This is a genomic window from Streptomyces sp. NPDC085524, from assembly GCF_044541755.1.
In the GTDB taxonomy this organism is placed as follows: Bacteria; Actinomycetota; Actinomycetes; order Streptomycetales; family Streptomycetaceae; genus Streptomyces.
In genome coordinates, this window is record NZ_JBITTH010000019.1 from 162712 (window position 1) to 176733 (window position 14022).

10 protein-coding genes, 2 pseudogenes and 1 riboswitch are annotated in these 14022 nt (G+C 70.7%); of the genes and pseudogenes, 9 read left to right on the plus strand and 3 right to left on the minus strand.

Going from position 1 to position 14022, the window contains the following annotated elements; genetic code table 11:
- Window positions 1-86 precede the first annotated feature (86 nt).
- A complete protein-coding gene (locus ACIGFK_RS27485; protein WP_386465114.1) occupies window positions 87-1349 on the minus strand; it encodes a cytochrome P450 in 1263 nt (420 codons plus the stop codon).
- A gap of 205 nt (window positions 1350-1554) precedes the next feature.
- Between ACIGFK_RS27485 and ACIGFK_RS27490 the strand changes: the two are divergent.
- The 9 genes and pseudogenes from ACIGFK_RS27490 to ACIGFK_RS27530 all read left to right on the plus strand — a co-directional run.
- Window positions 1555-1695, plus strand: a pseudogene (locus ACIGFK_RS27490) (cytochrome P450); the annotation flags it as partial.
- Window positions 1696-1798: 103 nt separating this feature from the next.
- Window positions 1799-2845, plus strand: a complete 1047-nt coding sequence (locus ACIGFK_RS27495) for a transglycosylase family protein (protein WP_386465116.1) — start codon at window positions 1799-1801, stop codon at window positions 2843-2845.
- A 276-nt stretch (window positions 2846-3121) separates the two neighbouring features.
- Window positions 3122-3293: riboswitch (cyclic di-AMP (ydaO/yuaA leader) on the plus strand.
- 2 nt (window positions 3294-3295) lie between these two features.
- The gene (locus ACIGFK_RS27500) at window positions 3296-3991 is read left to right on the plus strand and encodes a transglycosylase family protein (RefSeq protein WP_376661854.1); all 696 of its coding nucleotides are present in this window, start codon (window positions 3296-3298) and stop codon (window positions 3989-3991) included.
- A gap of 275 nt (window positions 3992-4266) precedes the next feature.
- Window positions 4267-5553 carry a phosphopyruvate hydratase gene (gene eno, locus ACIGFK_RS27505; protein ID WP_376661853.1) on the plus strand — a complete coding sequence of 429 codons (1287 nt, stop codon included), beginning with the start codon at window positions 4267-4269 and terminating at the stop codon, window positions 5551-5553.
- A gap of 100 nt (window positions 5554-5653) precedes the next feature.
- Entirely contained in the window at window positions 5654-6142 is a 489-nt protein-coding gene (locus tag ACIGFK_RS27510) for a septum formation initiator family protein (RefSeq protein WP_376661852.1), read from the plus strand.
- A gap of 42 nt (window positions 6143-6184) precedes the next feature.
- The gene (locus tag ACIGFK_RS27515; RefSeq protein WP_376661851.1) at window positions 6185-6727 is read left to right on the plus strand and encodes a DUF501 domain-containing protein; all 543 of its coding nucleotides are present in this window, start codon (window positions 6185-6187) and stop codon (window positions 6725-6727) included.
- Window positions 6724-7671: an exopolyphosphatase gene (locus ACIGFK_RS27520; RefSeq protein ID WP_400053952.1), complete on the plus strand. Its 948-nt coding sequence runs from the start codon at window positions 6724-6726 to the stop codon at window positions 7669-7671. Before ACIGFK_RS27515 ends, ACIGFK_RS27520 begins: the two co-directional genes overlap by 4 nt.
- A gap of 435 nt (window positions 7672-8106) precedes the next feature.
- Entirely contained in the window at window positions 8107-9492 is a 1386-nt protein-coding gene (locus ACIGFK_RS27525; protein ID WP_376661849.1) for an NAD(P)/FAD-dependent oxidoreductase, read from the plus strand.
- 127 nt (window positions 9493-9619) lie between these two features.
- Window positions 9620-11032, plus strand: a complete 1413-nt coding sequence (locus ACIGFK_RS27530) for a class I SAM-dependent methyltransferase (RefSeq protein WP_386473809.1) — start codon at window positions 9620-9622, stop codon at window positions 11030-11032.
- A gap of 159 nt (window positions 11033-11191) precedes the next feature.
- Here ACIGFK_RS27530 and ACIGFK_RS27535 read toward each other — a convergent pair whose 3' ends face one another.
- Both ACIGFK_RS27535 and ACIGFK_RS27540 read right to left on the minus strand, forming a co-directional pair.
- A complete protein-coding gene (locus tag ACIGFK_RS27535; RefSeq protein ID WP_400053954.1) occupies window positions 11192-13735 on the minus strand; it encodes an ABC transporter permease in 2544 nt (847 codons plus the stop codon).
- Between the two features lie 154 nt (window positions 13736-13889).
- Window positions 13890-14022: pseudogene (locus ACIGFK_RS27540) on the minus strand (ABC transporter ATP-binding protein); the annotation flags it as partial.

Below are 14022 nucleotides of genomic sequence, written 5' to 3' on the forward strand. Positions count from 1 at the left end.
GGGACCGGGGCCACCGCGAAGGCCTCGGTGAAGGCGCGTGACCCGTGCAGGCACCGGCATGGGCCCTCTTCCGTTGAGGGCCTTCGTCATACCCGGGGGCCGGTGCCCGGGGTGAACCGGACCGGCAGAGTGCGCAAGCCCCGCATGATGAGGCCTCCCCGCCACCGCAGCTCCGAAGGATCTACGGCGAGTTCGAGGTCGGGCAGGCGGGTCAGCAGCGCAGCCAGGGCCGTTTGGCCTTCCAGGCGGGCCAGGGGGGCTCCCAGGCAGTAGTGGATGCCGTGGCCGTATCCGAGGTGTTGATTGTCGCTCCGGGAGAGGTCCAGGGTGTCCGGATCGGTGAACCGCTCCGGGTCGCGGTCGGCGGCGGCGAGGACCACAAGGACAGGGTCGCCGGCCGGGATGTCCTGGCCGCCCAGCGTCAGCGGCTGCGTCGCGTACCGCCAGGTGGCCAGTTCCACGGGACCGTCATAGCGGAGCAGTTCTTCGATGCCGGTCTCCAGCAGCTCTGTTTCTCCAGCAGCGAGGGAGGCCTGGAGACGCTCGCGTTGACCGGGATTCCGCAGCAGAGCGTAGGCTCCGTTGCCGATGAGGTTGATCGTCGTTTCAAAACCGGCGAAGAGCAGCACGAAGCACATCGCAGCGGCTTCGTTCTCGGTGAGGTGCTCGCCGTGGTCGCTCGCCCGGATCAGTCCGGAGATCAAATCGTCACCCAGGTCGTCGCGCTTGCGGTGGATGAGCTCGACGAGGTAGCTGCGGATCTGCTTGACCGAGCGAGCCACCCCACCGCGCGGGCCTCCGGCGTGGCGGATCATCATGCCGGCCCAGTCGCGGAAGTCGTCCTGGTCCTCGCGCGGTACGCCGAGCATCTCGCAGATCGCGTAAATGGGGAGCGGGAAGGCGAACTCGTGGATGAGGTCCGCCTCCCCCCGTTCCGCGAAACCGTCGAGGAGCTGATTCGTCAGCTCCTGCACACGTCCTGTGAACTCGGCGACCCGGCGCGGGGTGAACGCCTTCGACACCAGCCGCCGCAGCCGGGTGTGGTCCGGCGGGTCGATGTTGAGCAGGTGCGTCATCAGCTCCGCCTTGCGCTCCCCCGGGATCCCGGTCTTGCCCTTGGCGTGCGCTGATCCCGCGTGGTGTGCCGGGTTCTTGCTGAGCCGCTGGTCGGCGAGGGCCTGGCGGGCATCGGCGTACCGGGTGACCAGCCAGGCCTCGACCCCGCTGGGGAGCTTGGTGCGGTGCACCGGGGAGTTTTCCCGCAGCCAGGCGTAGGCGGGGTAGGGGTCGGTCGCGAACTCCCAGTCGAACAGACGGGGCGGCGGGGTAGGGGAGGCGTCTTCGTGCACCTCCTGACCGTAACCGTGACGGGCCGAAGCACCTCACAGCCGCCGTGATCTTCTCCCGGACCTGGAACGGCCGCGAGCAGAAGCTCCAGGCGGGCGGCTGGGCCGGCGGACCCCCGCCGCCGGCCGGATCACGGGGAACTGTGGGGAGGTGTACGTCGGAGGAGGCGACCCGGACCGGCGGGTGTCCCCTGCCGAATCCCGTCTGCAGACCGTGCTTGCGAGTTTGCTGACGCGTCTGCCGGATCTGGAACTCGCCGTTCCGCCCGAAGGGCTGCGCTGGCGCGGCGGACTCGTCATGCGTGGCCTGCGCACTCTTCCCGTTCGCTTCGCAGTACCGAACGCCTGAGTCGCACCTGATCCGAAGTCAGTTTCCGACCCAACTTGTGACATGCGTTCGATGGCCGCTAGGTTCTGCCGTTACCCCGCCGTTATGCGAAAGGTGCAGCCTCATGCGTTCCGGGAACGGCCGCCACAGACGCCCCCGTCAGGTGCCCGCGATAGTCGTCACTGCCGGAGTCACCGGCTCCGCGCTGGCTCTGCCGCTGCTCGCCGCCACCGGCGCGAGCGCGGCGGACACGTCCACGTGGGACAAGGTCGCCGAATGCGAGAGCGGCGGCAGTTGGAGCGCCAACTTCGGCAGCGGTGCCTACGGCGGGCTCCAGTTCACCCAGGAGGAGTGGCGGGAGGCCGGCGGGCTCGACTTCGCGGAGCGGGCCGACCTCGCCAGCCGTTCCCAGCAGATAGCCATCGCCGAGCGGGTGCTCGCCGCGAAGGGCCCGCAGGCGTGGCCGATGTGCGCGGCGCCCGCCGGGCTGGACGCGCAGGGCCCCGCCGCCGTGGTCGACCCCGGCCAGCCCGGCAACCACGGGACCGTCGGCCCCGCGCCCTCCCGCCCGGACGACGCCGTGCCGAACTCGGGCGCCGTGCCGCCGTCCACCGACTTCGGGGCGCCGACCCCGGGGATCGCCGACGGCCCGCTCGGCCCGAACCTCGGACTGCCCGTCATGCCTCCGGCCGACCTCCCGGTCGAGGAGCCCTCGGCTCCGGGCAACTCGAACAACCAGGGCAACCAAGGCAACCCGGGCGATCAGGGCAACCAGGGCAACTCGGGTAAGCCTGCGGACCCGGGCACCCCGACGGCTCCGTCCACCACCCCGCCCGCGACGGCCCCCGCGACCCCGGGCCTGCCCCCGGCCACCACTCCGGCGGACCCGAACGCCCCCGCGGCCCCTGACGCCTCCACGGCCCCGCTCGCCGCTCCCGGCGAGGGCAGCGGCAAGCACCGCGGGGCGCCCGCGGCCGAGGTGCCCGCGGCTTCTGACGCCGCGTCGAAGCCCACGTACACCGTGAAGGCGGGCGACAGCCTGACGGCCATCGCGGATGCCAAGGGGGTCAAGGGCGGCTGGGACGCCCTTTACAAGGCCAACGAGCAGGTCATCGGCGGGGACGCGGACTTGATCAAGCCCGGACAGAACCTGGATCTAACCGCGCAATAAGGGCACTTCACCCTTCCGGAAAGAGTTGATTGTCCGTTTCGTTCGAATGAGACATGTGTCTCTTCCGGTCAACTGGCGTGTCCCGCCCAGGGGCTTCCGCAAACCCCGTCCTCACCTGCGCAAACACCCTTGGGGAGAGCGCAAGTAGGGGTCGTCTCCCCCCGATGCGGCGCGTTGAACATCGGGGGGAGACCTGTCTACCTTCTGAATCGCCCGCCACCGCGGGCTCCTTCGACCGCATCGCCGAGTCCTGCCGGCGGACGGGGGGAACAGTCGTCGCGTCAAGCGCCGAAGGCAGGAGCGGGGGACCCAAGGTAGGTGCCGGGAACGGCCGTCCGGAGACGGGCGGCAACCGGCTAGGGGTCAAGACGTGCGCTAGGTCGCACGGCCGGGCAACTCATCCGCCCGAACCCGACAGCTCACCTCGTAGGCGTCGGTGAGGAGAACCTCATGCTGCTTTCCGGCAAGGGCAAGCACCGTCGCGCCACCAAGGCCGTCCGCATCGCCACGCTCGCCGGTGTCGCCGGTGCCGTCGTCGCCGCGCCGCTGATGGCCGCGGGCACCGCGAGTGCCGCCACCGCGAGCGAGTGGGACCGCGTCGCCCAGTGCGAGTCCGGTGGCAACTGGGCCATCAACACGGGCAACGGCTACTACGGCGGCCTGCAGTTCTCTTCCTCCACCTGGGCCGCGTACGGCGGCAAGTCGTACGCCCCGCAGGCCAACCAGGCCTCGAAGTCCCAGCAGATAGCCATCGCCGAGAAGGTCCTCAAGGGCCAGGGCAAGGGCGCCTGGCCGTCCTGCGGCGTGGGTCTGTCGAACTCCTCCTACACGGGCGGCGGCTCGACCGAGACCCCGAAGACCGAGACCAAGAAGACCCAGCCGAAGAAGACCGAGACCAAGAAGGCCGAGCCGAAGAAGACGGAGCCCAAGCGCTCCGAGACCCCGGCCCCGACCACCCGGTCCGAGCGCACCGAGGCCCCGAAGACCGGCAACGGCTCGTACGAGGTCAAGGACGGCGACACCCTCGGCGGCATCGCCGACGCCAACGGCGTCAAGGGCGGCTGGGAGAAGCTCTTCGAGCTGAACAAGGACATCGTGTCCGACGCCGACCTGATCTTCCCGGGTCAGAAGCTGAAGCTCAGCTGAACGATGCGGCAATAGCCGCAGGTTTCTTCACCACACGTGACAGCCCCACCGCCCGGCGCGCCTTCCCCTCCACGCGCCGGGCGGCGGCGTGTGCACGGCCAAGACACCTTCCTCCGCAGCTGTATGTCCTGGAACGGGGGTATTCGGGCCCTTTTTCGTCCCAGGACCCGGGCGGTCGGCGGGCCGAGTGCCCGGAGCCGGTTAGGCTCTAAGCGGCAAGGCCGTCCCACGGCCTGACATGCCGCCGCACACCCAGCGTCACATCCCAGAAGGAGATGCTCGTGCCGTCCATCGACGTCGTCGTAGCCCGGGAAATCCTGGACTCCCGAGGCAACCCCACGGTCGAGGTCGAGGTGGGCCTCGACGATGGCAGCACCGGCCGTGCTGCAGTTCCGTCCGGTGCCTCCACCGGTGCATTCGAAGCCGTAGAGCTCCGTGACGGTGACCCCGACCGCTACCTCGGCAAGGGCGTCGAGAAGGCCGTCCTCGCCGTCATCGAGCAGCTCGGCCCCGAGCTCGTCGGCTACGACGCCACCGAGCAGCGCCTGATCGACCAGGCGATGATCGACCTGGACGCCACCGAGAACAAGGGCTCCCTCGGCGCCAACGCCATCCTCGGTGTCTCCCTCGCCGTGGCGCACGCCGCGTCCGAGGCCTCCGACCTTCCGCTCTTCCGCTACCTCGGCGGTCCGAACGCGCACCTGCTGCCCGTTCCGATGATGAACATCCTCAACGGTGGGTCGCACGCCGACTCCAACGTTGACATCCAGGAGTTCATGATCGCCCCGATCGGCGCGGAGTCCTTCTCCGAGGCGCTGCGCTGGGGTGCCGAGGTCTACCACACCCTCAAGAAGGTCCTGCACGCCAAGGGCCTCTCCACCGGTCTCGGCGACGAGGGCGGCTTCGCCCCGAACCTGGAGTCCAACCGCGCCGCGCTCGACCTCATCATCGAGGCCATCAAGCAGGCCGGTTACACCCCGGGCACGGACATCGCGCTCGCGCTGGACGTCGCCGCGTCCGAGTTCTACAAGGACGGCCAGTACGAGTTCGAGGGCAAGTCCCGCTCGGCCGCCGAGATGACCGACTACTACGCCGAGCTCGTCGAGGCGTACCCGCTCGTCTCCATCGAGGACCCGCTGTTCGAGGACGACTGGGCCGGCTGGAAGACCGTCACCGAGCGCATCGGCTCCAAGGTGCAGATCGTCGGCGACGACCTCTTCGTCACCAACCCGGAGCGCCTGGCCCGCGGTATCGAGGAGGGCTCCGCGAACGCCCTGCTCGTGAAGGTGAACCAGATCGGTTCGCTGACCGAGACCCTCGACGCCGTCGAGATGGCCCAGCGCAACGGCTTCAAGTGCATGATGTCGCACCGCTCCGGTGAGACCGAGGACGTCACCATCGCCGACCTCGCCGTCGCGGTGAACTGCGGTCAGATCAAGACCGGCGCCCCGGCCCGCTCGGACCGCGTCGCCAAGTACAACCAGCTGCTGCGCATCGAGGAGATCCTCGACGACGCCGCCGTGTACGCGGGCCGCAGCGCGTTCCCCCGCTTCAAGGGCTGATCCGGACCTCCGGGTCTAGCCTCCGTACGTCCCCGCACTCGGTCCCGTACCGTGTGCGGGGACGTATTGCTTAGTACGTGTACACAGGGGAGGCGGATCAATGGCCGGGAACCGGGATCGGTTCTCCACCTTCTCCACCGCGACCAGGCTCAAGCAGCTCGGCGAGCGGACCGCCGCCCACGTCTACCGCTCCCAGTCGCGCCGCCAGGTCCGCCGCAGCCGGCTCACCGGACGTGCGGCCCTGCTGGTGCTCGTCCTCTGTACGCTGGTCGTCGCCCTCGCGTATCCGATGCGCCAGTACGTCTCCCAGCGCTCGGAGATCGCGGAGCAGCAGAAGGCGGCCGCCGCGGCGCGGGACCGCCTGGAGCGGCTCCGCGACGAGAAGGCCCGCTGGCAGGACGACGCGTACGCCGAGCAGCAGGCGCGCAAGCACCTGCACTTCCTGCGCCCGGGGGAGATCGGCTACATCATGACCGACCCCGGAGCCGAAGCCGCCGAGCGGCACCGTACCGGCAAGGCCGGTACGGTCCGGCCCTGGTACTCGAACGTCTGGGACGCCGTCGACAAGGCCGACCGCCCGGGCGACTGAGCACCGCACCCATCCACGAGAACGAAGAGACTTCCTCCAGGCATGCAGACGCCCCCGCCCCAGACCGACCGGACCGAGCCGACCGACGCCGACGTCGAGGCGTTCCAGCAGCAGCTCGGCCGCCCGCCGCGCGGCCTGCGCGCCATCGCGCACCGCTGCCCCTGCGGCCAGCCGGACGTGGTGGAGACCGCCCCGCGGCTCCCCGACGGCACCCCCTTCCCGACGCTGTACTACCTGACGTGCCCCCGCGCCGCCGGCGCCATCGGCACGCTGGAGGCCAACGGCGTGATGAAGGAGATGCAGGCCCGGCTCGCCGAGGACCCGGAGCTGGCCGCCGCCTACCGGGCCGCGCACGAGGACTACATCCGGCGCCGTGACGCGATCGAGGTGCTCCAGGGCTTCCCCAGTGCCGGCGGCATGCCGGACCGGGTGAAGTGCCTGCACGTGCTGGTCGGCCACTCCCTGGCCGCGGGCCCGGGCGTGAACCCGTTCGGCGACGAGGCCCTGGCGATGCTGCCGGAGTGGTGGGCCAAGGGCCCCTGCGTCACCCCGTGCGCGGACAAGAAGGAAGAGGGGTCCCAGTGACCCGGGTCGCCGGCATCGACTGCGGTACGAACTCCATCCGGCTCCTCGTCGCGGACGTGGACCCGGCGACCGGCGAGTTCGCCGAGCTGGACCGGCGGATGACGATCGTCCGGCTCGGCCAGGGCGTGGACAAGACCGGCCGGCTGGCCCCCGAGGCCCTGGAGCGGACCTTCGAGGCGTGCAGGGCGTACGCGCAGGTCCTGGCGCAGTACGGCGTCCCGGCGGAGCGGCTGCGCTTCGTGGCGACCTCCGCCTCGCGGGACGCCGAGAACCGGGACGAGTTCGTGCGGGGCGTCAAGGAGATCCTGGGCGTCGAGCCCGAGGTGATCTCCGGCGACCAGGAGGCGGAGTTCTCCTTCACCGGCGCCACCAAGGAGCTGGCCGCCCACGAGCACCTGGAGCGGCCGTTCCTGGTGGTGGACATCGGCGGCGGCTCGACCGAGTTCGTGGTCGGCGAGGAGCACGTGCGGGCCGCCCGCTCGGTCGACGTGGGCTGCGTCCGGATGACCGAGCGCCACCTGGTCGTGGACGGGGCCGTCACCGACCCGCCGACCGCTGCGCAGATCGCCGCGATGCGGGCCGACATCGAGGCCGCGCTGGACCAGGCCGAGGAGTCGGTCCCGCTGCACGAGGCCCGCACGCTGGTGGGCCTGGCCGGCTCGGTGACCACGGTCGCCGGGATCGTGCTCGGCCTGCCGGAGTACGAGTCCTCGCAGATCCACCATTCCCGGATCTCCTACGAGCAGGTCCGCGAGATCAGCGAGCGGATGCTGACCGAGACGCACGCCGAGCGCGCCGCGATCCCCGTGATGCACCCGGGCCGGGTGGACGTCATCGGCGCGGGCGCGCTGGTCCTGCTCGCCGTCATGGAGCGCATCGGCGCCTCGGAGGTCGTCGTCTCCGAGCACGACATCCTGGACGGCATCGCGTGGTCCGTAGCCTGAGACGGGCCGCGGCCGCCGGCTGATTCCCAGGCGGAACGGTCTCTCCGGCTGGCTCAGGAGGGGTCCGAGGGGACTTTGATCCCTTGATCCACATGAAGTTCGTGAAGTTCTTCACAAGGAAAAGGGGTCCGTGGGGCAACTGGAAGGGCCGTTCGGGGCTCTTCCGAGGCCCTCGGGCCCCTTTCTCCGAGCGTTCGTGCGAATGTCGGAGCCGACGGGTTCCGCGTCAGACGTATGGACAAAGGCCGGTGGTCCAGTCCGGTCGAGGGCCTACAGCCCAGTTCAGGACGGGTGAACAACGATTTCGGCCACGCTGCGGTTCCCGTTGCGCACCATGACCTCCGTCACGCGGGCCGCGGAGTGTAGCAGAGGGTCCCCCGTACCTTGTGAAGGGGCTCACGAGCATCACCCCTGAGGGTGCTGGATACTCGTTCCATGAGCACCACGGAGCGTCCCAGGATCCTCGTTGTAGGAGGTGGGTACGTAGGTCTGTACGCGGCCAAGCGCATCATGAAGAAGATGCGTTACGGCGAGGCGACCGTCACGGTCGTCGACCCGCGGTCGTACATGACCTACCAGCCCTTCCTCCCCGAAGTGGCCGCAGGCAGCATCTCGCCTCGGCACGTCGTCGTCCCGCTGCGACGCGTGCTGCCCAAGGCAGAGGTACTCACCGGCCGGGTCACCAGCATCGACCAGGACCGCAAGGTCGCCGTCGTCACGCCGCTCGTCGGCGAGGCGTACGAGCTGCCCTTCGACTACCTGGTGATCGCGCTCGGCGCCGTCTCCCGCACCTTCCCGATCCCCGGCCTCGCCGAACAGGGCATCGGCATGAAGGGCGTCGAAGAGGGCATCGGCCTGCGCAACCACGTCCTCGAGCAGCTCGACAAGGCCGAGTCCACGACGGACGAGAACGTCCGCCGCAAGGCCCTCACCTTCGTCTTCGTCGGCGGCGGCTTCGCCGGTGCCGAGACGATCGGCGAGGTCGAGGACATGGCCCGCGACGCCGCGAAGTACTACTCCACGATCAAGCGCGAGGACATGCGCTTCATCCTGGTCGACGCGGCCGACAAGATCCTCCCCGAGGTCGGGCCCAAGCTCGGCACCTGGGGCAAGGAGCACCTCGAGTCCCGCGGCATCGAGATCTACCTCAACACCTCCATGGACTCCTGCGTGGACGGCCACGTGGTGCTGAAGAACGGCCTCGAGGTCGACTCCGACACCATCGTGTGGACCGCGGGCGTCAAGCCCAACCCGGTGCTGGCCCGCTACGGCCTGCCGCTGGGCCCGCGCGGCCACGTGGACGCCGAGCCGACCCTCCAGGTCAAGGGCACGGACTACATCTGGACCGCCGGCGACAACGCCCAGGTTCCCGACATCGCCGCCCGCAAGGCCGGCGTCGAGAACGCCTGGTGCCCGCCGAACGCCCAGCACGCGCTGCGCCAGGCCAAGGTCCTCGGCGACAACGTCATCTCGGGCATGCGCGGCTTCCCGCAGACCGAGTACTCGCACTCCAACAAGGGTGCCGTGGCGGGCCTCGGCCTCCACAAGGGCGTCGCGATGATCGTCATGGGCAAGATGAAGATCAAGCTCAAGGGCCGTCTCGCCTGGTACATGCACCGTGGCTACCACGGCATGGCCATGCCGACCTGGAACCGCAAGATCCGCGTCTTCGCCGACTGGACCCTCGGCATGTTCCTCAAGCGCGAGGTCGTCTCCCTCGGAGCGCTGGAGACCCCGCGCGAGGAGTTCTACGAAGCCGCCAAGCCGGCGCCGGCTCCGGCCGCCGCCTCCGCCCCGGCGGAGAAGGCCAAGGCCTCGTAGGCGCTCCGGCGCAACTGAGCTCGACCCCGAAGGGGCCGCCCGCCATCCGTGGTGCGGGCGGCCCCTTCGGCGTACCCGGAGCCCTGGGTGGGTAGACGGATTCGTCGGAGCTTTGTGGAGGTGCGCCATGAACGACGCCGCGCCGCGGCTGGCTGCTTTGGCCGAGACCCTGACGGGAGCCCCGCTGCCCGTGCGCATCCGTGCGTGGGACGGCAGCGAGGCGGGCCCGCCCACCGGTCCCGTGCTCGTCTTCCGCCGCCGCCGTGCCGTGCGCCGGATGCTGTGGAAGCCGGGTGAACTGGGCCTGGCCCGCGCGTGGGTCGCGGGCGACCTGACGGTCGACGGCGACCTGTTCGAACTGCTGGACCGGGTGGCCGGCCTCGTCTGGGAGAAGGGGCGCGACCTGGCGCCCGCCGCCCCCTCCGCACCCGCCCGCCCCACCGGGAGGCGGGCCGTCCGGGCCCGGCCGCTCAAGGCCCTGGGCGCCGTCGCCGACCGCGCGAAGGAGGCCCGCCCCGCCCTCCCGGAGGCGGCCCGGCTGCTGCGGGACCCCGAGCGGCGGGCCGCCGTACGCGGGCTGGTCGCGCTCGCCGGACCGCTGCCGCCGCCCGCGCCCCCGGCCGAGGAGGCCGCCGTCCGGCGCGGCGGGCAGCAGCACAGCAAGGGACGCGACCGGCAGGCCGTCAGCCACCACTACGACGTCGGCAACGAGTTCTACGAACGGGTGCTCGGCCCCTCGATGGTGTACTCCTGCGCCTACTGGACGCCCGGCGCGAGCCTGGAGGCGGCCCAGCGCGACAAGCTCGACCTCGTCTGCCGCAAGCTCGCACTGCGCCCCGGCGACCGGCTCCTCGACGTCGGCTGCGGCTGGGGCTCCATGGCGGTGCACGCGGCCCGCGAGTACGGCGTCCGGGTCACCGGCGTCACGCTCTCCCGCGAGCAGGCCGCGTACGCCCTCAAACGCGTGGCCGACGAGGGCCTGACCGAGCTCGTGGAGATCCGGATCCAGGACTACCGGGACGTCAAGGACGGCCCGTACGACGCCGTTTCCTCCATCGGCATGGCCGAGCACGTGGGCGCCGAGCGCTACCAGGAGTACGCCCGCACCCTGCACGCCCTGCTGCGCCCCGGCGGACGGCTGCTGAACCACCAGATCGCCCGGCCCCCGGAGCCCGACGAAGACGCCTACCGGATCGACGAGTTCATCGACGCCTACGTCTTCCCCGACGGGGAGCTCTCCCCGCTCGGCAGCACCGTCGGCGAGCTGGAGCGGGCCGGCTTCGAGGTCCGCGACGTGGAGGCGCTGCGCGAGCACTACGGGCTGACCCTGAGGGCGTGGGTGGCGCGGCTGGAGACGTACTGGGAGGAGTGCGTACGGCTGACCTCGCCCGGCCGCGCCCGGGTCTGGCAGCTGTACATGGCGGCCTGTGCCCTGGGCTTCGAGCGGGGCCGGCTCGGCGTCAACCAGGTCCTCGCGGTGCGGCCCTCTGCGGCGGGGGACTCGGGACTGCCGCTGAGGCTGCGCACCTGGGGGGCGTAGTGCCGTGACCGGCGGGACCCACCGGGGCGCGGCGCCCGGACCCGCCGCACCGGACCCCTAGGGGGTGTCCGGCGGATCATGGCCGGGCCCGGCCCGTCTGCGCACGTGAAGGGCCCCAGGGCCGTCGCCCCGGGGCCCTCCGTCATGACGTGCCGCGCGCTACTCCGTCTTGATGGCCGTCAGCATGTTCAGGCGGGCCGCGCTGCGGGCCGGCCACATGGCGGCCAGGACGCCGACCAGTCCGGCGAGGGCGAAGAAGATCCCGATCCGGTCGAAGGGGATGACCAGCTCGTAGCCCGGGATCGAACCCGCGATGGTCCTGCCGCCGGCCCAGGCGAGGAAGACGCCGACGCCGATGCCGAGGACCGCGCCGAAGAGCGAGATGACCACGGCCTCGAGGCGGATCATGTTCTTGACCCGGGGCCGGTCGAGGCCGACCGCCCGCAGCATGCCGATCTCCTGCTGGCGCTCGTAGACCGACATCGCGAGGGTGTTGACCACGCCGAGGACGGCGATGATCAGGGCCATGCCGAGCAGGCCGTACATGATGTTCAGCGCCGTGTTGACCGAGCCGGCCATCTCGTTGCGGATGTCGGCCTTGTCGGAGACCTTGATGGCCGGGCTCTTGCCCAGGGCGTCGACGACGGCCTGCTGGTTCGCCTCGGAGGCGCCGCCCGCGGTCTTGACGAGGACCTGGGGCAGGTACTGCTCCTCGTTGTGCGCGGCGAGGATCCTGTTGTCGAGGACGTAGTCGTCGAGCTGGTCCTTGCCGTCGAAGATCGCGCCGACCTGGAGCTTGCCCTTCTGGCCGTCGTAGAACTGGGCGTCGAGGGTGGAGCCGACCTTCAGGCCCTTCTTCTCCGCCTCCTTCGCGGAGACCATCAGCTTGCCCTCGCCCAGCGCGGCGAGGCTGCCGCCGGTGGTCTTCACGTCCAGTACGGCGGCCAGTGCGGCCGGGTTGATGCCGTTGACCACCTGGGAGGTGCCGGCGAGCTTGACGATCTCGGTGGTCTTCGGGGAGACGGCGGTGACGCCCTTGCCCTTCTCCAGGGCGGGGAGCACCGACTTGTCGAGGGTCATGCCCTCGCCGGCCATCGTGACCTTGTAGTCGGCCTTGACGTTCTGCGTGGTCGCCTTGTCGACGGCCTGGCCCACGGTGATGCCCATCACCGACATGGCGGTGACCAGGGTCAGACCGATCGTCAGGGAGGCGGCGGTGACGGCGGTGCGGCGCGGGTTGCGGACCGCGTTCAGCGCGGCCAGCTTGCCGGCGACGCCGAAGACCTTCTCCAGCAGCGGGCGGACGGCGGCGATGACCGGGCGGGAGAGCATCGGCAGCAGGACGAACAGGCCGATGAGGAGGAGGAAGGCGCCGCCCGCGATGGTCGTGCGGCCGTCGCTCTTCTGGCTGACGCCGAGGAAGACCACGCCGATGCCGGCGAAGGCCATGACGCTGCCGATGGAGTTGCGCAGCACCAGGGACTTCATGGTGGCGGGCAGGTGGGCGCTGCCCATGGCGGCGACGGGTGCGATCCGGGAGGTCCGCCAGGCCGGCAGCAGGGCGGCCAGCATGGTCACCTTGACGCCGATGACCAGCGCGATGACGACGGTGGCCGGGGCGACGATCAGGTCGCCGGCCGGGATCTTGGCGTCGAAGAGCCCCATAGCGGAGCGCATGGCGACGGCCAGGCCGACGCCGGAGACCATGCCGAGGGCCGAGGAGACGAGGCCGACGACTCCGGCCTCCATCAGGACCGAGCGCCGGACCTGGGCGCGGTTGGCGCCGACGGCGCGCAGCAGGGCGAGTTCCTTGGTGCGCTGGGCGACCAGCATGGTGAAGGTGTTGTAGATGAGGAAGATACCGACGAAGAGGGAGACACCGGCGAAGATCAGCAGGCCGGTGCTCATGCCGGACATGGACCGCTCGATCGCCTTGGCCTGCTCGGCGGCGAGGGCGGCGCCGGTCTTGGCCTCGGAGTTCTTGCCGAGGAGGGGCTTGATCTCGGCCAGCAGCGTGTCGGCGGTGGTGCCCGCCTTGGCGCCGACGGACAGCTCGCTGTAGAAGCCGGGCTGGAGGTAGAGCTCCTGGGCGACCTTGGTGTCGAACAGGACCAGGCTGCCGCCCGCGTTGACCGCGCCGTCCTCCGTGGTGAAGACGCCGGAGAGGGTGTACTCCTTCACCGGGCCGTTGGTGGCGACGCGGATCTTGTCGCCGACCTTGTACTTGCCCTTGGCGGCGGCCTCCTTGTCGAGGGCGACCTGGTCGGCGGTGGCCGGGCCGGTGCCTTCGGTGAAGTCGTAGCGCGGGTCCTTGCCGTCCTTGACGGGGGCGTAGTTGGAGCCGGCGTTGGCCCAGCCGCTGCCGATCAGCCGGCCGTTCTCGTCGCCGACGCCGGCGAAGCCGGTGACCCGCCCGGAGACGGAGTCCACGCCGGCCAGGCCCTTGACCTTGTCGAGGGTCTGCTGGCTGATGCCGGGGTCGCCCTGCTTCTCGCCGTCCTCGTTCCGCGAGGGCCCGTGGTCGGTCACGGAGACCGCGACACCGCTGTAGGACTTCGCGGACTGGTGGGACATGGCGTTGCTGAGGGTGTCGGTGAAGACGAGGGTGCCGGAAACGAAGGCGACGCCGAGGGTGACGGCCAGCACCGTCATCAACAGCCGGGCCTTGTGCGCGAGGACGTTGCGCAGGGCGGTACGGAACATGGTGGAGGAGTCCAGGGGAGTCAACGGAGCGGCTGGGCCGGGCCGTGGCGGAGGGTAGGGGGCGTCCGGGGGACGAGGGCGGCACCTGCCCGCAGCGGTGGCGAGGTCCGGCGCGACCGGAGGAGGGGCCGAGGGGCAGGGGCGGCGCGGGGCCTCAGCTCGTACGGCCCTTGGCGTCGAAGGCCTTCATGCGGTCGAGCACGCCGTCGGCGGTGGGTGCGTACATCTCGTCGACGATGCGGCCGTCGGCGAGGAAGATGACGCGGTCCGCGTAGGAGGCGGCGACC

Bases quoted from the DNA above. Each gene is read 5' to 3' on its own strand.
- ACIGFK_RS27495 (WP_386465116.1), top strand. From the start codon at position 1,799: ATGCGTTCCGGGAACGGCCGCCACAGACGCCCCCGTCAGGTGCCCGCG.
- ACIGFK_RS27500 (WP_376661854.1), top strand. From the start codon at position 3,296: ATGCTGCTTTCCGGCAAGGGCAAGCACCGTCGCGCCACCAAGGCCGTC.
- eno (WP_376661853.1), top strand. From the start codon at position 4,267: ATGCTCGTGCCGTCCATCGACGTCGTCGTAGCCCGGGAAATCCTGGAC.
- ACIGFK_RS27510 (WP_376661852.1), top strand. From the start codon at position 5,654: ATGGCCGGGAACCGGGATCGGTTCTCCACCTTCTCCACCGCGACCAGG.
- ACIGFK_RS27515 (WP_376661851.1), top strand. From the start codon at position 6,185: ATGCAGACGCCCCCGCCCCAGACCGACCGGACCGAGCCGACCGACGCC.
- ACIGFK_RS27525 (WP_376661849.1), top strand. From the start codon at position 8,107: ATGAGCACCACGGAGCGTCCCAGGATCCTCGTTGTAGGAGGTGGGTAC.
- ACIGFK_RS27530 (WP_386473809.1), top strand. From the start codon at position 9,620: ATGAACGACGCCGCGCCGCGGCTGGCTGCTTTGGCCGAGACCCTGACG.
- ACIGFK_RS27535 (WP_400053954.1), bottom strand. From the start codon at position 13,735: ATGTTCCGTACCGCCCTGCGCAACGTCCTCGCGCACAAGGCCCGGCTG.